At 60.1% G+C, this 16479-nt stretch carries 15 protein-coding genes and 1 pseudogene; 6 read left to right on the top strand and 10 right to left on the bottom strand.

Annotated elements, in window-relative coordinates; genetic code table 11:
* Positions 1 to 2: 2 nt before the first annotated feature.
* Together PspS35_RS10330 and PspS35_RS10335 are read right to left on the bottom strand one after the other, a co-directional pair.
* Positions 3 to 1169 carry a catalase family protein gene (locus PspS35_RS10330; protein ID WP_159934104.1) on the bottom strand — a complete coding sequence of 389 codons (1167 nt, stop codon included), beginning with the start codon at positions 1167 to 1169 and terminating at the stop codon, positions 3 to 5.
* On the bottom strand, positions 1166 to 2974 hold the full coding sequence (locus PspS35_RS10335; RefSeq protein WP_159934106.1) for a di-heme-cytochrome C peroxidase: 1809 nt from the start codon (positions 2972 to 2974) through the stop codon (positions 1166 to 1168). The genes PspS35_RS10330 and PspS35_RS10335 overlap by 4 nt, the downstream gene beginning before the upstream one ends.
* 247 nt (positions 2975 to 3221) lie before the next feature.
* On the opposite strand from PspS35_RS10335, the gene PspS35_RS10340 reads away from it, so the two are divergent.
* From PspS35_RS10340 to PspS35_RS10355, 4 genes are all read left to right on the top strand, one after another.
* Positions 3222 to 3953 (top strand): FKBP-type peptidyl-prolyl cis-trans isomerase, encoded by a 732-nt coding sequence (locus PspS35_RS10340; RefSeq protein WP_159934108.1) that lies wholly within the window; start codon positions 3222 to 3224, stop codon positions 3951 to 3953.
* Between the two features lie 318 nt (positions 3954 to 4271).
* The gene (locus PspS35_RS10345; RefSeq protein WP_159934110.1) at positions 4272 to 4727 is read left to right on the top strand and encodes a DUF1232 domain-containing protein; all 456 of its coding nucleotides are present in this window, start codon (positions 4272 to 4274) and stop codon (positions 4725 to 4727) included.
* Between the two features lie 96 nt (positions 4728 to 4823).
* Positions 4824 to 5162, top strand: coding sequence for a helix-turn-helix transcriptional regulator (locus PspS35_RS10350; protein ID WP_159934112.1), 339 nt, complete (start codon positions 4824 to 4826; stop codon positions 5160 to 5162).
* On the top strand, positions 5159 to 5530 hold the full coding sequence (locus PspS35_RS10355; protein WP_159934114.1) for a hypothetical protein: 372 nt from the start codon (positions 5159 to 5161) through the stop codon (positions 5528 to 5530). Before PspS35_RS10350 ends, PspS35_RS10355 begins: the two co-directional genes overlap by 4 nt.
* Here PspS35_RS10355 and PspS35_RS10360 read toward each other — a convergent pair.
* Both PspS35_RS10360 and PspS35_RS10365 read right to left on the bottom strand, forming a co-directional pair.
* A complete protein-coding gene (locus tag PspS35_RS10360; protein WP_159934116.1) occupies positions 5527 to 7296 on the bottom strand; it encodes a bifunctional diguanylate cyclase/phosphodiesterase in 1770 nt (589 codons plus the stop codon). The two genes, PspS35_RS10355 and PspS35_RS10360, sit on opposite strands and share 4 nt — an antisense overlap.
* A gap of 118 nt (positions 7297 to 7414) precedes the next feature.
* Entirely contained in the window at positions 7415 to 9496 is a 2082-nt protein-coding gene (locus PspS35_RS10365; RefSeq protein ID WP_174244797.1) for a carboxy terminal-processing peptidase, read from the bottom strand.
* A 241-nt stretch (positions 9497 to 9737) separates the two neighbouring features.
* Between PspS35_RS10365 and PspS35_RS10370 the strand changes: the two are divergent.
* A pseudogene (locus PspS35_RS10370) lies at positions 9738 to 9956 on the top strand (hypothetical protein); the annotation flags it as partial.
* Between the two features lie 82 nt (positions 9957 to 10038).
* On the opposite strand, the gene PspS35_RS10375 reads toward PspS35_RS10370, so the two are convergent.
* The 6 genes from PspS35_RS10375 to PspS35_RS10400 form a co-directional block, all read right to left on the bottom strand.
* Positions 10039 to 10692 (bottom strand): HAD family hydrolase, encoded by a 654-nt coding sequence (locus PspS35_RS10375; RefSeq protein ID WP_159934120.1) that lies wholly within the window; start codon positions 10690 to 10692, stop codon positions 10039 to 10041.
* Positions 10693 to 10721: 29 nt separating this feature from the next.
* Positions 10722 to 11711: an ABC transporter ATP-binding protein gene (locus tag PspS35_RS10380; RefSeq protein ID WP_159934122.1), complete on the bottom strand. Its 990-nt coding sequence runs from the start codon at positions 11709 to 11711 to the stop codon at positions 10722 to 10724.
* The gene (locus PspS35_RS10385) at positions 11708 to 12508 is read right to left on the bottom strand and encodes an ABC transporter permease (protein WP_159934124.1); all 801 of its coding nucleotides are present in this window, start codon (positions 12506 to 12508) and stop codon (positions 11708 to 11710) included. The genes PspS35_RS10380 and PspS35_RS10385 overlap by 4 nt, the downstream gene beginning before the upstream one ends.
* On the bottom strand, positions 12495 to 13331 hold the full coding sequence (locus PspS35_RS10390) for an ABC transporter permease subunit (RefSeq protein WP_174244866.1): 837 nt from the start codon (positions 13329 to 13331) through the stop codon (positions 12495 to 12497). Before PspS35_RS10390 ends, PspS35_RS10385 begins: the two co-directional genes overlap by 14 nt.
* A 5-nt stretch (positions 13332 to 13336) precedes the next feature.
* The gene (locus PspS35_RS10395) at positions 13337 to 14143 is read right to left on the bottom strand and encodes an alkaline phosphatase family protein (RefSeq protein WP_159934128.1); all 807 of its coding nucleotides are present in this window, start codon (positions 14141 to 14143) and stop codon (positions 13337 to 13339) included.
* 179 nt (positions 14144 to 14322) lie between these two features.
* A complete protein-coding gene (locus tag PspS35_RS10400; RefSeq protein WP_159934130.1) occupies positions 14323 to 15399 on the bottom strand; it encodes an ABC transporter substrate-binding protein in 1077 nt (358 codons plus the stop codon).
* A gap of 353 nt (positions 15400 to 15752) precedes the next feature.
* Between PspS35_RS10400 and PspS35_RS10405 the strand changes: the two genes are divergently transcribed.
* Positions 15753 to 16466 carry a UTRA domain-containing protein gene (locus PspS35_RS10405; RefSeq protein WP_159934132.1) on the top strand — a complete coding sequence of 238 codons (714 nt, stop codon included), beginning with the start codon at positions 15753 to 15755 and terminating at the stop codon, positions 16464 to 16466.
* The last annotated feature ends 13 nt before the right edge of the window (positions 16467 to 16479 follow it).

Below are 16479 nucleotides of genomic sequence, written 5' to 3' on the forward strand. Positions count from 1 at the left end.
GCCTAGGGCGCGTTGCGGCTGTGACGATAGTCGCTGACAGCCTCGTACACCGCTTTGCGCAAGCGGTTGATACCGCCGATGGGCCGGTGTTCCGCCACGCCAAACCAAGGGTTGAAAGACTGGTTGTCACAGGCCAGGTTCAGCGCAGGTGTATCGAAATCCTGGGCGGGGATCCGCACCGTGGCCACGCTTTCATACGGCGCGTCGCTTTCCTTCCATTCGATGCTGGTGTCTTCGATCGGCATGAATTTCTGCGGGTTCTGCCGCTGGATCTGCAATACGAAACAGGCCGGCACGCGGTCGGTAGACAGTTGCTGGCTCAGGGCGCTGCGCAGGAAGTTCGGCAGATCCTGGTTTTGCTTGGGCAATGCGTATTCCGGGCAGCTCTGTGGGTCGGGCGCGACGCGGAACTTGGCGTTGGCCGCACCGAACTTGTAGGGCGATACGGAAAAGTAGGTGGTCTGCGTCGGGCTGGCCGGTGCGGGCGCCAGCGTCGCCAGGGCGATGAACAGGTGGCGCACTTGCCAACTGCGCGGGTCGGCCTTGGGGAAGAACGCCAGGACTTTCTTGCCGTCGGCTTGGGCGCCGATGTTCTGTGCATATTCCGCCACATCGCTGACAAAAAAGTTCGGGTGGCTGAACATCACGAAGTCCTGTTCGGCCCGTGCCTGCTGGTCGGCCAACAGTTGTTTACCCGGTACATCGAGCAGCTTGATCGCCATGCCCCGGGCGTCGCGAATACTGTCGAACTGCGGGTAAGCGTTGCCGTTGGACAGCCGCATCATCGCCTGCCAGGTCTTGCCCGGTTCGGCGAACACACCCTGGCGCAACGCCGGGTCAAGGTCGGCCAGCACACTGACTTCTGCCTTCACGCACCCATGCGCCTTGGCGTGGGCATCGCGCAGGTAACGCGTGCCTTCGCGGTGTTGGTCGACGATGCGCACAGCGGTCTGAATGATGCCCTGGGTCATCGCCGCTTCACCTGCGGGGATTTGCTCATTGGGCGACACCGGCCCGCTGTGTTGCCAGGCGTACCAGGCGGTAGCGGCCAGCCAGCCGAGCAAGCCCAGGCCCACCAGCCACATCAAGGTCTTGCCGAGGAATCTACCGATGCGCAGCCACAGGCGGGTGAGCAGGGACGGTTGGTCGTATCGAGATCGGATCATCATGGCAGTTGTTGCTCCAGCGGGCCGCCCAGCACTTTGAGGTATTCCAGCAGCGCCCAGCGCTCCTGCGGCAGCAAGCCGCGGCCGATCACGCCTTTGCCACGTTCACCAGCACGGAATTCGTGGCCGCTGTTGTGGTTGCCGGTGAGTTTGGTATCGAACAGGAATGCATTCTTGAACGCGTCAGTCTCAAAGCCCAGGTGACGCGGATCGTAGTTGAAAGTGCCTTTATAGAAGCTGGTGCTGCGCTCGTCCTGCGGCGAAAGCAATTGGTAGATCGTTGGCACTGAACCGTTGTGCAGGAACGGCGGCGTAGCCCAGACACCCGCCAATGGGCGGGCCTTGTAGGCGCGCAGCTCACGCACGCCAATCGGCAGGCCGTAGCCGTCCAGGCGCGAGCGCTCGGCCGGGGTGACACCGGCGGCGCGGTAGGCGTGGTCTTCGACGAAGGCGGTGACGTAGGCCAGGCCCTTGGCCACGGACATGTTTTTCAGGTCCAGGGGTTCGGTGGGGGTCGGGTGCAACTGGACATTCAGCTTGGCCAGTTCCGCCGGGTCCCATTGCAGCGCACTGAGGTCATAGCGCTGGTCGGTAATGTTGCTGGCGGTACCGGGGTCGGTGCCGATGTAGTCCACCGGGAGCATTTTCAGGCTCTGCACCGGGCGGCCACCTGCCTGGCTGATGGCAGGCACATGGCAGCCAGCGCAGTTCTCGGCGAACAGCGCGCGGCCTTGGGCGGCGAGCGGCTTGTCGATCGCGCCGAGCATGTCTTCGGGCCAGGTCGGTGGCTTGAGGCGTTGCAGGGTTTCTTCGATCAGGTTGAGGTCGTGTACCCGCACGCTGGAAGGGTAGCGGGCGTCGCCCTGGAGCGGCTGGCCTGCGCTGTCGAAGAACGTCAGCGTGGCACCCACACCAAGGGCTTCGCCGATGTTACGGGCCATCGGTTGCTGGGCCGAGCCGTTCCACTGCACCCAGTCGAAGGTCCAGATATCCCACAGTTGTGGGTAGTCTACGGGCGCGTTGGCGACGCGGTAGTTGTCTGGGGAAATGGCGTCGCCAAAGCTGGCGTTGGCGATGCGGCCGAAAGCGTCGGTACGCCCAGGGCCTTCTTCGGTGGGGTAGAGGCCGCGGTGGGTATCGTTCCAGGCGACTTTGATGAACTGGTTCAGCGACTGCTTGAAGTCCAGGCGCAGTTGGTTGCGTTCGGCATCATAGCGATCACCCAGCACCTGGCGGGCGAAGCGCTCGAATTTCCACGGGTTGTAGTAGGTCGCGGCGAGGCTGGCAACCAAGGCCTGGCCGAAACTGCCGCCACGCAAGGTCGGCACGCTGGAGGGCAGCACATGCTGGGCCGAACCGCCGTCGATACGCAGGGCCTGGCCTTTGAAATGCAGCTCGCCGGTATGGCAGGCGGCGCAGGTGATGTCCAGGTATTCAACATTGTTGCCGGAGTTTTTGTGGCGGGCAAAACCTACTGGCAGGTTGCCGGGGTTTTGCGTCGTGGGTACTTGTTTCGGGTCGACCAGGAAGCCGAAGCGCGCCAGGTAGTCGGGCGCGGCAAAACGACGCTCGGAGAACGGCAGTTCCAGCGCGGTGAACCAGTCGTAATGCAGGCCTTTTACCTGGGTGCCCTGGGGCGTGAAGTAATAGGTCTGACGGTCAGCGGCACTCCATTGGTCCTGGTAGTGCACCTGCTCCACGGGCACATAGTCCGGCAGCTTGGGGTTGAGGGTGTAGTAGATCACCACGGCCAGGATCAGGCCCAGCATGGCAATTATCAGGAGTAATACACGGGAAAAAATGCGCAAGATAACTATCCTTGTCGAGTTGTCGCGATGTTATGCCACTGTGCCACGAGTGCGGCAAGTGGCCATGAGCTTGGTGAGAGGCGGTCCCGCGATCCTTCGCGGGCCTGCATCATGAATGAAAATGCTTTTAAACACGTGAACTTATCAGAAGTTTCCTGCTCACATGCCGGTAGCCATTGGTCGTGGCCGCCTGATAAGCTCGCGACTTTATTCGAATGCCCTATTGGCGCATGAACAAGGAAATAGCATGAAACAGCATCGGTTGGCGGCGGCGGTGGCCCTGGTTAGCCTGGTACTTGCGGGTTGTGATTCGCAGACCAGCGTAGAGCTGAAAACCCCGGCGCAGAAAGCTTCCTACGGCATCGGCCTGAACATGGGCAAAAGCCTTGCCCAAGAAGGCATGGATGATCTGGATTCCAAGGCTGTAGCCCAGGGCATCGAAGATGCCGTTGGCAAGAAAGAGCAGAAGCTCAAAGACGACGAACTGGTTGAAGCGTTTGCCGCACTGCAAAAGCGTGCTGAAGAACGCATGACCAAAATGAGCGAAGAGTCGGCAACCGCCGGCAAGAAATTCCTCGAAGACAACGCCAAGAAAGACGGCGTTGTCACCACCGCTTCCGGTCTGCAGTACAAGATCACCAAGAAAGCCGACGGCGCACAGCCTAAGCCGACTGACGTGGTGACGGTTCACTACACCGGCAAGCTCACCAACGGCACCACCTTTGACAGCTCCGTGGATCGCGGTAGCCCGATTGACCTGCCGGTCAGCGGCGTGATCCCAGGTTGGGTCGAAGGCCTGCAACTGATGCACGTCGGCGAGAAGGTCGAGTTGTATATCCCGTCCGACCTGGCCTACGGTGCCCAGAGCCCGAGCCCGGCGATTCCAGCCAACTCGGTGCTGGTCTTCGACCTGGAACTGTTGGCCATCAAGGACCCAGCCAAGGCTGAAGCCCCTGAAGCCCCAGCCGCCAAGAAGTAGTCGGCGCCTGAACACGCAACGCCCCGTTTCGACGGGGCGTTGTTGTTTCTGCGACTTGAATCCTTCTGCCCGCTCACTACATAGATCCAAACGAACGTCCGGGGTGAGCGACAGTCTGATATAAGACTCGAGCACGGGTAGCCATACATCAACGCCAAGTCAATGAAATCTTGGGTTTTTTTGATGTGCGCAAAAAACGCCCGATTTGACTGAAAGCCTTGTAAACCGTGGCTTTCAGCCGGTAAAACAGGCTCTGTTCACAAGGTTATCCACAATTTGTGTGGATAACCTTTCTGTTTGATGGAACTGGAGTGACAGATGAAACCACCCTTCAATTTCACCCGCTTCCTGCCCATGGCTGCACGCTTGCTGGGCCGTGGGCGTCTGCCGACCTTGCTGTTTGCTGTCGCCGCCAAGGGCTCAAGCCAGGGCAACCGCCTGGGCAAGCTCAAGGATGATTTCAAACTGCTTCAAGCCCTGTGCCTGGCGTACTGGCGGGGTGAATACCGCGCGATCAGCCCCAAGGCATTGATCTCGGTGGTGGCGGGGTTGATGTACTTCCTGAGCCCGATTGATGCGATCCCGGACTTTATTCCCATGTTTGGCATGCTCGATGACATCGCGGTACTGGCGTGGGTCATGAAGACCCTGGACGGCGAACTAAGCGCCTTTCGTGCCTGGCGTGACGCCCTGCGTCCGGAAAAACTAGCGGTGGTTGAGCGCCTGCCTGCGACACCAGCCTTGCTGGCCAAGGAAAATCCGCGAAAAAACTGACGGCGCGACTATCCCCCTGCGACCTTTGTGGCTGTTAGGATTACACTCCTAAGGAAAGAGCTTACTTAGTGAGTGTTGTTATCCTACGGGGCAGTCATGGATATTCAGATAATTTCACGCAATGGCGAACCCGAATACGCGGTGTTGCCATGGGATCAGTACCAGGCGCTGCTAAAAGCTGCCGGTCAGCAACAGCCTACACAAGCACCTTCTCCTACTGTCCAAGCCACGCCCGAGCACGCTCTGCGCCCGCTCACGGACCTGCGTGGCTTGCGTGAAGCCAAGGGCCTGGCGATCGAGACCCTCGCGCGTACCGTGGGCATCAGCCCCTCGTATCTCGGATTGATCGAAAGTGGTGAACGTCAGCCGGATGCTGCGATCCGCCGCAGCCTGGCCTGGGAATTTGGCGTTGCAGGTTGGAGGGATGAATCTTGAGCCTACGTATCAGCCGTCATCATTGGGATGGGCTTCTCAACGAACTGGACCAGGCGCGCCGCCAGCGCCATTTGCTGACCTATCGTGCGTTGTTGGAGCGTTTGCAATTTCCTACGCCGGCGATGCAAACCCTGGCCGCTGCTCTGGAGCATCTGGCGGCACTGGACGCCAAGGCCGAGCAGCCGTTGCGCAGCTCGCTGGTGATCAGCCAGGGCGCGAGCCGTCTGCCGCGCACCGGTTTTTTTGAATGCGTGGAGCGCCTGGGGCGCTTCAGCGGGCCCTCCGATGGCGTGGCTGCCGCATCATGGCACGCCTCGGAAGTGGTACGGGTATTTGAATACCAATACCCGGAGTCTGCCGAGGCTTAGAGAGCCTGGGCCAGGATCTCCAGGCTGTCGATGACGTGGATGCTGTAGCCGACCACATCCTTGGCATGGTGCTTGGCTTGCGACGCTAGTTCTGCCAATTGGCTGGCATCGAGTTGTCCACAGGCCTGTGGATATAAATGCACCACCCCGATCGAAAGCGACAGCAGTGCAAACTCCTGGCGCACGCCCTGGCGGTTCAACGCCACGAAGCAGCCGGCCTCGAGGTGTTCTGCGCGGTAGAAGCGCCGGCATTGGGTGTGGAAGTCATCGAGCAGTTGGTTGAGCCGCTTGCGCCAATCCTGTGGCCCCAGCACCAGCAAAAAATCATCGCCGCCGATATGTCCGACAAAGTCTCGGCTGGGGTCCACCCGGTCGTTCAGGCATTGCGCCAGGCACAGCAATACCTCGTCCCCACGCCCGTAGCCGTAGATGTCGTTGAACGGTTTGAAGCTGTCGATATCCACGTAGCAGATCACCGATTCCCGTTGTTGCTGCAACAGGCGTGTAAGGCATTGCTGGATTGGTACGTTGCCGGGCAGCAGGGTCAACGGGTTGGCATAGCGGGCCTGCTGGATCTTCAGCTCAGTGATCAGCTTGAGCACATCGATCACCCGGCCCAGGCCCAGGTAGTCGCCATTGAGGGTGATGATGAAGTCTTCTTCGATGCGTTGCCGTGCGCGGCTGGTGAGCAGGCGGCTGACCTGTTGCAGGGACTGGCTCAACTCCACCGCCAGAAAGTCGATGCTCATCAAGCGGCTGATGGGCTTGCGCGCAAACAAGTCGGTGGCGAACGGCTTGAGCAGCGCGTCCGACAGTGAATGCCGATGGACGATGCCCACCGGTTGCCCACGCCCATCCAAAACCGCCAGGGAGTTGAGATTGGCCTGTCGACGGAACGCCTCCAGCACTTGGGCCGTAGCGGTGTCCTGGTCCACGGCCGGTTGCTCGTTGAGCAGGGCGCTGAGGTCGCTGCCTTCGTCGTTGAGCGTCACGCTCGACTGGTCAGGCTTGGGCAGCATCAGCCGTGCTTCCTGCGGCGGATGTTCTTGTGGACGGCAAAGCAGGTAGCCCTGTACCAGATCGACGCCCATTTCCGTCAGCACCGCCAGCTCTTCCGGCAGTTCGATCCCTTCGGCAATCACCTGCGCACGAGACGCCCTGGCGATTTGCAGGATCGAGCCGACAAACTCGCGCTTGAGTGCATCCTGGTGAATGCCATCGATAAAGTGCCGGTCGATCTTCACGTAATCCGGGCGCAACTCCGACCACAAGCGCAGGCTGGAGTAGCCGGCGCCCAAATCGTCCAGGGCAATTGAGAACCCCATGTTGCGGTAGTGATGCAGGGCGGTTTGCAGCAGGTCGAAATCGTCGGTGGGGGTTTGCTCGGTGAGTTCGATCACCACCTGGCTCGGCGGGATGCCGAAGTCGCGCAGCAGTTGCAGGGTGCGGCCCGGTTGGTGCGCTGTTTCCAGCAAGGACTCTGGCGAGATATTCAGGAACAGCTTGCCCGCAAGTTTTTGCTCGCTGAAGCGTCGACACGCGCTTTCGCGGCAGGCCATTTCCAGTTCGCTGAGGCGCCCGGCATGGCGGGCCACGGAGAACAAGGCGACGGGGGAGTGCAGCGGGCTGTTGGACGGGCCACGGCTAAGGGCCTCGTAGCCGAGGATGCGCCGCTCGGACAGACAGATGATCGGTTGGAACAGGCTGTGCAAGCTGCCTTGAGCCAGGATAGAGCCCAATGCACTCAGCTGTTCGGTCATGGTCATGGCGATCTCGATCGAAAAAAAAGGACCGTAGGCGTTGAGCCTACGGTCCTTCATTTCACGACAGAATGATGTCTATATGATGACACTCTGCAGAGGGATCACATTAAATCGCCATCATTTACTGCTTAGCCACCTGCTTGGTGATTTTCAGGTAGTCCAGCAGGATCCGGCCCGTCTCGGCCAGGTACGCGTCGTCTTCCGGCTTGGTTTTATCCGCTTCGGTCGGTAGCGCGTCTTCATCTTCTTTCTTCAGTTCCTTGAGTGGATCTTCACCCTTGGCCTTGCGGCGGATGTTCTCCAGCACCAGTTGCTGATTCTCGATGTCGGTGTGCTGTTTGCGGCGATCCACTTCATTGAGGCTGACGGTTTTTTCTTCCATCAACTTCTTGGCCAGGGCCAGCTTGTCACGGATGAACACAAACTCGGCATCCTTGGCGGAGCGGGCTTCGTGGTCAGCCTTCAACTGTGCCAGGAACGGCTTGAACGGATCCGATGCAGGCTTGATCGCAGGGCGGATGGTGTCCCATGGCATGGCTTCCGGCAGGGCGCTTTCGCCGATTTCCTTGGTGTCGATGATCGACGGGAAATCAATGTCCGGCAGTACGCCCTGATGCTGGGTACTCTGCCCGGAAACCCGGTAGAACTTGGCCAGTGTCAGCTTGAGCTCGCCATGATTGAGCGGCTGGATGGTCTGCACGGTGCCTTTGCCGAAGGTCTGGCCGCCGATGATCATCGCACGGTGATAGTCCTGCATGGCGCCGGCGAAAATCTCCGAAGCCGACGCCGAGAGGCGGTTGACCAGCAGCGCCATCGGGCCTTTGTAGAAGGCGCCCGGGTTCTCGTCTTCGAGCACGTCGACACGGCCGTCAGCGTTGCGTACCAACACGGTTGGGCCCTTGTCGATAAACAGGCTGGTCAGCTCGGTGGCTTCCTGCAGGGAACCGCCGCCGTTGTTGCGCAGGTCGATGACCACGCCGTCGACTTTTTCCTTCTGCAGTTCGGTCAGGATCTTCTTCACGTCGCGGGTGGTGGACTTGTAGTCCGGATCGCCAGCGCGGAAGGCCTTGAAGTCGAGGTAGAAGGCCGGGATTTCGATCACGCCCAGTTTGTAGTCCTTGCCATCCTGCTTGAGGTTGAGGACTTTCTTCTGCACGGCCTGGTCTTCGAGCTTCACCGCTTCACGGGTGATGGACACGATCTTGCTGGTCTGGTCGTTTGGCGCATTGGTGTGCGGAATCACTTCCAGGCGCACCACGCTGCCTTTCGGCCCACGGATCAGCTTGACCACTTCGTCCAAGCGCCAGCCGACGACATCGACCATTTCTTTTTCGGCCTGGGCCACACCGATGATCTTGTCAGCCGGAGCGACCTGCTTGGTCTTGTCGGCCGGACCGGCCGGCACCAGACGCACGATCTTCACTTGGTCGTTGTCGCTTTGCAGGACGGCACCGATGCCTTCCAGCGACAAGCTCATGTTGATATCGAAGTTTTCCGCGTTGTCGGGCGACAGATAATTGGTGTGCGGGTCGTAGGACATCGCGAAGGTGTTGATGTAGGCCTGGAAGATGTCTTCGGCACGGGTCTGGTCCAGACGCGCCAGCTGATTCTTGTAGCGCTTGGTCAACAGCTCCTGGATAGCCTTGGGGTCTTTACCGGCGATCTTCAGGCGCAGCACTTCGTCCTTGACGCGTTTGCGCCACAGGTCGTCGAGGGCGGCGTTGCTGGTCAGCCAAGGAGCATCCTTGCGGTCCACCAGAAGGCTTTCCTTCTGAGTGAAGTCGAGCTTGTCGACGCCCTTGTTCAGCTCGGCAAGCGCGAAGTCCAGACGCGCTTTGACGCGGTCCAGGTAGCGCTTGTAGATGGTGAAGCCGGGCTGCAGGTCGCCGCTCTTCAGGAAGTCGTCGAACTGGGTCTTCCACTTGTCGAACTCAGCGATATCGCTGGCCAGGAAGTAGCTGCGCGACGGGTCCAGCAGCTTGAGGTAGCTGTCATAGATGATCACCGAGCGTGCGTCGTCCAGCGGCGGCTTGCTGTAGTGATGGCGCTTGAGCAACTCGACCACATTGAGGCTGGCAATCACCTCGTCGCGGTCCGGCTGAAGGTTGTCCCAGCTGTTGGCTGCGAACGTATTGGTCGACATCGACGCAAAGCCGAGACCAATGAAAAGAGCGAGGGCGGTGCTGGGGAACAGATGCTTCATGCTGATTCGACGCGGGGGCAATTGATAACGCATATAGGGCCGTCTTTGAAGTTGCCGGTTCCATAGGGGCCGGTCGCATAATGCAAAAAGCCCGGCGCTACTGCTACGGGCTCAGTCCAGACTCACTATGGAGGCTGTAGGAAAGCATTGCAAGGCGTTGAGGTTCATGTGGGGTGGTTGGAGGAGCCAAGTTAGACCAAGTTCGCATTCATGTGACGGCTGCGGGCCTCGATCGTGCCCGGTGGGGTGCCGCGACGCCCACCTGGATCAGGCCCAAGTGCTGGGTAAGCGTATCCAGTGGCGGGGCTGGACCTTTCGCAGTCGCAGTGATCAGTTCAAGGCGGCGTTTGCCGAGTTGGCGACCAATCAGGTTTGGGGCAAGTTGGTGCTCGTGATCGACGAGAGCCTGGTTGCGATTAAGGTGGGAGGGAGCTTGCCCCCGATGGCGGTGTTTCAGTGAAGAATGTTTCATCTGACACACCGGCATCGGGGGCAAGCCACCCTCCCACATTTGATCGGGTTTTCAGTTCAAGTGGGCGATGTCAGGTCCAGAGGTGAATTGGCCAGCCAGCCTTCTCGGCGTGCTCGCGCAATACCGGGTCCGGGTTCACCACCTGTGGGTTATCCACCTTCAGCAGCAACGGCAGGTCATTGCGCGAATCCGAGTAGAAATACGCCCCTTCCAGCGTCTCACCTTCTTGCTCCAACCATTGCAGCAAGCGCGTGATCTTGCCTTCGCGATAGGTCAGCACGCCGACGGTACGGCCGCTGTACACGCCATGACTCACCTCAAGGTTGATCCCCAGCACTTCATCAATGCCGATCCGCGCCGCAATCGGTGTGACCAGGTGCGTAGCCGACGCGGAAATCACCAGTATCCGGTCGCCATTTGCGCGATGCCTGGCGATGGTCTTGGTCGCCTCGCTGTAGATCAGCGGCTCAATCACGTCCTCCACCCAGGGCTCGACCAGGTGCTCGATCTCTTCCGGCGTGCGGCCGATCATCGGCTCCAGGCTGAAGTCCATGAAGTCTTCCATGGCCAGTTCGCCGCGGCTGTAGGCGTCCATCAGCTCATTGTTCCTGCGCATGAACGACTCCGGTTCAACCCAGCCCAGGCGGCCCATCTGCTCGCTCCACAGGGTCGCGCAGTCGCCGTGGATCAAGGTGTCGTCCAGATCAAAAATTACCAATGCCATCCGTCATGCTCTCTCTGAAAATCGTTGCGTCAGGCTACTTCACACAGCGCACTGGGGTCGATGGAAAGTGCCAGGCGCTGGCCGTCCGGGTGCAGATCGTCTGCCGAGCGGTTGAGCACGTCCACCACCAATTCCACGCCGCGAGCTTCAATGCGATAGCGGATGACGTTGCCCAACAGGCTGTGGCTGCGCACCAGCGCATCCAGCTCGCCACTGCGGCTCAGCTCGATGGCCTCTGGGCGAATGGCGATGCGCCCGCTGATCGGGCGTTGCAGCAATTGGCTGGCCTTGTCGGCATCGAGCAGGTTGTAGTTGCCGATAAAACCGGCGGCGAACACATCCACCGGCGCAGTGTAGAGGGTCTCGGCATCGCCGCTCTGTACGATCTTGCCCTGGTTCATCAGGAAGATACGGTCGGACATGGTCAGGGCTTCTTCCTGGTCATGGGTCACGAAGATCGTGGTCAGCCCCAGTTCGCGCTGGATCTGGCGGATCTGCTCACGCAGGTGCTTGCGAATGCGCGCATCCAGCGCCGACAGCGGCTCGTCCAGCAGCAACAGGCGCGGGCGGGTGACCAGCGAGCGTGCAAGGGCCACGCGCTGGCATTGGCCACCGGACATCTGGTGCGGGTAGCGCCCGGCGAGGTCCTTGAGTTCCACCAGTTGCAGCACTTCCTGCACGCGCTTGTGGCTGTCGTCGGCGTTGGCTTTTTGCATGCGCAGGCCGAAGGCGACGTTCTGCTCCACGGTCATATTGGGGAACAGTGCGTAGCTCTGGAACACCATGCCGATGTTTCGTTTCTGCGGGCTCAGGGGCACGATGTCCTGGCCATCGAGCAGGATTTTCCCACTGTCCACCGCAGTCAGGCCGGCGATGCAGCGCAGCAGGGTGGACTTGCCGCAACCGGACGGGCCGAGCAGGGTGACGAACTCGCCCTTGGCAATTTCGCAGTTGATATCACTGAACACCGGCGTGCCGGAGTAGCCTTTTTGCAAATGTTGGACGCTGACGAAGCTCATTGGCTTTTGTCCTTGTTCAAAATGTTGGCGGCCCAGGTCAGCACCAGCACAAAGAAGAAATAGGAAATCACGACGGCACTGGTGAAGTGGCCGCTGCTGTTGCGCATATTATTGAGGTACACCTGCAAGGTCTCGTAGCGGGTGCCCACCAGGATGTTGGCGAATACGAACTCACCGAACAGGAACGAGAACGACAGCAGCAGCGCCACCATCAGGCCCTTGCGCAGGTTGGGCAGCACCACGAAGATCGCCGCCTGCCAGGTGCTGGCGCCCAGCAGTTGCGAGGCGTCCATCAGGTCGCGCAGGTTGATGGCCTGCAGGTTGTTGGTGATCGCCCGGTACATGAACGGCAGCGCCACGGTGAAGTAGCAGCCGATCAGGATCCACGGCGTGCCCACCATTGCCAATGGCCCGGAACCGTAGAGTTGCAGCAGGCCCACTGACGACACCACCGGCGGCACCGCGAACGGCAGCAGGATCAGGATGTTCATCAGCGCATCGAGCTTGGGAAAGTGGTAATGCACCACGAACAGCAGCGGCAAGATCAGCACCACCGACAGGATCAACGCGCCCACGCACACCAGTAACGATTGCCCGAAGGCCATCAGAAAGCGCGGGTCGCTCCACAGCTGCGCATACCATTTCACCGTGAAGCCGGCCGGCAGGATGGTCGCCGACCAACTGCTGGCGATGGAGTAGACAAAGGTGCCCACCAGCGGCAACACCAGGATCGCAAACAGCAGGTACACCACCACACGGTGGTAGAGGGAGGCAGGGCCGGCTTCAGCGCGAGACATGGTAGCTCCTCTTGAGCAGCAGTTGATGGACCACCGTGACCAGCGTCATCAGCGCCACCAGTACCACGGCCAGGGCGCTGGCCATGTTCGGGTCCAGCGACACATCGCCAGAGACCAGCCCCGCGATACGGATCGGCAGCACGTTGAAGTTGCCGGTGGTCAAGGCGTAGACCGTGGCGTAGGCGCCCAGGGCATTGGCCAGCAGGATCACGAAGGTGCCCAGCAGCGCAGGCGTCAGCACCGGCAAACCGATGTGCCGCCAGAACTGCCAGCCATTCGCGCCGAGCAACGCCGCTGACTCACGCCAGTCTTCGCGCAAGGCGTCGAAGGCTGGGTACAGCAGCAAGACGCCGAGGGGGATCTGGAAGTAGGTGTAGAGGATGATCAAGCCGGTTTTGGAGTACAGGTTAAAATCCTGGATGATCCCGGCCTGCTTGAGCATCAAGGTGATGCTGCCGTTGAAGCCCAGCAAAATGATGAACGCGAAGGCCAAGGGTACGCCGGCGAAGTTGCTGGTCATGTTGGCGAACGCGGTGACGAAGTTGCGCAGCGGCCCATCGACGCGGCGCAGGGAATAACTGCCGAGCGTGGCGATGATGATCCCGAAAATGCTGGAGTAGAAGCTGATCTCCAGGCTGAACTGGATCGCCTGCCGGTAGAACTTCGAGCTGAAGATCCGCACGAAGTTTTCCAGGCCCCAGCCGGCCTCTTCGGTTTGCAGGCTGTTGATCAGCACCCACACCAGCGGCGCAATCTCGAACACGATAAAGAACAGCGCAAAGGGCACTAGGCACAACAGTGCGAGCCATTTGCCGCGAGTCATGGCATTCACTTCAGTAGCTCCCGGCATACAGGTTTGTCGTGGGGCACGCCCAGCAGTTCGCAGACGGTGCCGCACAGGTCGGTCTGTTTCGGTGCGGCGTTGGCATCCAGGCTGAAGGCCTCGCCGATTACGAACAGCGGCACCTCCCGTTCTTGCGGCAATAGCCCGTTATGGGAGCGGTCGTTGTTCATGCCGTGGTCGGCGGTCACCAGCACCTGGTAGTCGGCGTCGAGCCAGCCTTGCAGGTAGTCAGCCAGGATGATGTCGGCCGAGCGCGCGCTGTTGCGGTATTGCGCGCTGTCGAGGCCGTGCTTGTGGCCGGCGTCGTCGATGTTCATCGGGTGCACCAACAGAAAGTCCGGCGCGTGCTTGAGTCGCAGACTTTCGGCGTCGGCGAACAAGTGGGCATCCGGGTAATGGTCACTCCAATAGAAGTGCCCATGCTGGATCGTCAGCGCCTTGTCGTCGGTATGACGATCCCGGGCGGCGAGGAAGGGCGTGCGGTTATACAACTCGCTGACCCAATGGTAAGCCGCCGCCGCGGTGGCCAGGCCTGCGTCGGTGGCGTAATGGAAAATGCTGCGCTGGTTCGACAGGCGCGCGACCTGGTTGTGCACGATGCCGCTCTGGATTGGCGGCACGCCGGTGAGGATGCATTCATACAGCGGACGGGACAGCGAGGGCAGTTCACATTCCAGCGTGTAGAGCGCTGCGCGTCCTGCGCCGACATAGGCCTGCAAGTGCCCCATGGCGTGCCTGGCAACCTCGAAGTTCAGGCCGTCGAGCACGACAAGGATGACTTTGTGCTTCATGGGGGAGAACGCTCCGCAACGATTGACTTGGCTCAATTCCTTTGGAGGAACAGGTTCAAAAATGTGGGAGGGGCTTGCCCGCGGTGACGGTGGATCAGCTAACAAATTTGTTGAATGACACACCGCTATCGGGGGGCAAGCCGCCTCCCACATTGGATTTCCAATGTGGGATTAAACCCTTACTTCATCTCTACGATGACCTGCTCGTTCCACAGCTGCGGCAGCTTCTTGGAGGTCGCTTCCCAAGCATCGGCATCCTTGATCGGCTGCGGATTGGCCTTGGTGTACTGTTCGCCCGGGATCAGGTTCTTGGCGATGTCGGCCGGCAGTTTCAGGTCGGTTTCCGCACGGATCGGACGCGCATTGCCCTTGGCCAGGTTGAGTTGGCCGGCGTCGCTGAAGATGTATTCGCGGGTCAGCTTGGCGGCGTTCGGGTGCTTGGCGTATTTGTTGATGATGGTGGTGTAGCCGGATTTAACCGAACCGTCCGATGGGATCAGCACCACGTAGTCATCCGGGTTGGCCATCTTGGCTTTGTAGCTCAGGCCGTTGAAGTCCCAGACGATGCCCACTTCGACTTCGCCCTTTTCCATGGTGGCGATGGTCGGGTTGGACAGGCCGAGGCGACCTTGTTGGGCGATCTTGGTGAAGAACTGCAGGCCTGGTGCGATGTTCTTTTCGTCGCCTTTGTTAGCGATGGCCGCAGCCAGTACGGCGTTGGATGCCTGGGCTGCAGTGCTTACGTCACCCACCGAGACTTTGTATTTGCCGGTCTGCAGGTCAGCCCAGCTGGTGGGTACTTCGGAGCCGTGCAGCAACTTCTTGTTGACGATAAACGCGATGGTGCCGGTGTAGGCCAGCGCCCAGTGACCGTCTTTGTCTTTTGCCCAGTCCGGCACCGAAGCCCAGGTGGACGGTTTGTACGGCTGGGTGACTTCCTGCTTCACCGCTATCGGGCCGAAGGCGGCGCCGACGTCGCCGATGTCAGCGCTGGCATTGTCTTTTTCAGCCTTGAACTTGGCGATTTCCTGGGCCGAGCTCATGTCGGTGTCGATGTGCTTGAGGCCGTAGGTCTTGGCCAGGTCTTCCCAAGTGCCTTTCCAGTTGGCCCAGTCATCGGGCATGCCGACGCTGTTGACGGCGCCTTCCGCTTTCGCGGCGGCTTCCAAGGTTTTTAGATCGGTATCAGCGGCCATGGCGGCGGTGCACATGGCAATGGTCGAGCCTAACAGTGATGCCAGGAAAAGCTGTTTCATCCGAAGCTCCTTTGGGCGTTTGCAACGCTGCGTTTTTATGAACGTTTGCGGTGGTGTTGGTCTAGGTCAGAGCAATACCTGAGCCAATCTAGGCTCGATGGATGACAGTTTCGTGTCGATGTCGTTTTTAACGCGCCGATGTCGCTCAGCGCAGGTTGAGCGTAGACCATGCCCAAGTGCCCGCAGGCTCGGGACTTGGCCGATGTATTGCAAGACGCTCGGCAGGCACTTCAGGCCGGCTGTCATCTGTCGGTCATCTGTAATGCCTACGCTTGTTTGCAGCCGCAAGAGTCCAATTGCCGAGCGTTTCATGCACCTGAACGGTGCTGGTCTAGTCCAGATAGGTAACGTTGATGCGTGATGAGGCAATCAAGGCGGTGACATCCATCGGCCTGGCGCTGCAAGAGCAGATCGACCATGGACTGTTGCCGCCCGCAAGCAAACTACCCGCCGAGCGCAAGCTCAGCGAGTTGTTCGGTACCACCCGAATTACCGTGCGCGAGGCCTTGTTACAGCTCGAAGCCCAAGGGCAGATTTATCGCGAGGAGCGCCGTGGCTGGTTCGTCTCGCCGCCGCGATTGGCCTACAACCTGATGCAGCGCAGCCACTTTCACGCGATGGTCAACGACCAGGGGCGCGTGGCCTCCACCGAAGTGATTTCTGCGCGGCTGCAACCGGCATCGGCGGCGGTGTGCGCGTGGCTGCAACTGCCGGCATTGTCCAGCGTGATCCAGATCTGCCGGAGTCGGCGCATCGATGGGCGTTTGGTGTTGTATGTGGAGCACTACCTGAACCCGCAGTATTTTCCGGGGATTCTTGAGTGCGACTTGAATCAGTCGATGACTGAACTGTATGCGCGCAAGTACGACTTGCACTACGGACGAGTGCGTTTTGAGATTGTGCCGACATCCTTGCCCGTAGAAGCCGCCGCCGCGCTGCGCGTGTCGGTGGGCAGCCCGGGCTTGCGCATCGCCCGGGTCAACTATGACCAGCACCAGCGGTTGATCGATTGCGATCTGGAGTTCTGGCGGCATGATGCCATCCACGTCGGAGTGGATGTCGTTTAACCACCTCCTGGGG

The sequence above is a fragment of the Pseudomonas sp. S35 genome (assembly GCF_009866765.1).
In the GTDB taxonomy this organism is placed as follows: Bacteria; Pseudomonadota; Gammaproteobacteria; order Pseudomonadales; family Pseudomonadaceae; genus Aquipseudomonas.

Bases quoted from the DNA above. Each gene is read 5' to 3' on its own strand.
- PspS35_RS10400 (WP_159934130.1), bottom strand. From the start codon at position 15,399: ATGAAACAGCTTTTCCTGGCATCACTGTTAGGCTCGACCATTGCCATG.
- PspS35_RS10340 (WP_159934108.1), top strand. From the start codon at position 3,222: ATGAAACAGCATCGGTTGGCGGCGGCGGTGGCCCTGGTTAGCCTGGTA.
- PspS35_RS10390 (WP_174244866.1), bottom strand. From the start codon at position 13,331: ATGACTCGCGGCAAATGGCTCGCACTGTTGTGCCTAGTGCCCTTTGCG.
- PspS35_RS10345 (WP_159934110.1), top strand. From the start codon at position 4,272: ATGAAACCACCCTTCAATTTCACCCGCTTCCTGCCCATGGCTGCACGC.
- PspS35_RS10330 (WP_159934104.1), bottom strand. From the start codon at position 1,169: ATGATGATCCGATCTCGATACGACCAACCGTCCCTGCTCACCCGCCTG.
- PspS35_RS10405 (WP_159934132.1), top strand. From the start codon at position 15,753: ATGCGTGATGAGGCAATCAAGGCGGTGACATCCATCGGCCTGGCGCTG.
- PspS35_RS10365 (WP_174244797.1), bottom strand. From the start codon at position 9,496: ATGAAGCATCTGTTCCCCAGCACCGCCCTCGCTCTTTTCATTGGTCTC.
- PspS35_RS10385 (WP_159934124.1), bottom strand. From the start codon at position 12,508: ATGTCTCGCGCTGAAGCCGGCCCTGCCTCCCTCTACCACCGTGTGGTG.
- PspS35_RS10375 (WP_159934120.1), bottom strand. From the start codon at position 10,692: ATGGCATTGGTAATTTTTGATCTGGACGACACCTTGATCCACGGCGAC.
- PspS35_RS10350 (WP_159934112.1), top strand. From the start codon at position 4,824: ATGGATATTCAGATAATTTCACGCAATGGCGAACCCGAATACGCGGTG.
- PspS35_RS10380 (WP_159934122.1), bottom strand. From the start codon at position 11,711: ATGAGCTTCGTCAGCGTCCAACATTTGCAAAAAGGCTACTCCGGCACG.
- PspS35_RS10360 (WP_159934116.1), bottom strand. From the start codon at position 7,296: ATGACCATGACCGAACAGCTGAGTGCATTGGGCTCTATCCTGGCTCAA.
- PspS35_RS10395 (WP_159934128.1), bottom strand. From the start codon at position 14,143: ATGAAGCACAAAGTCATCCTTGTCGTGCTCGACGGCCTGAACTTCGAG.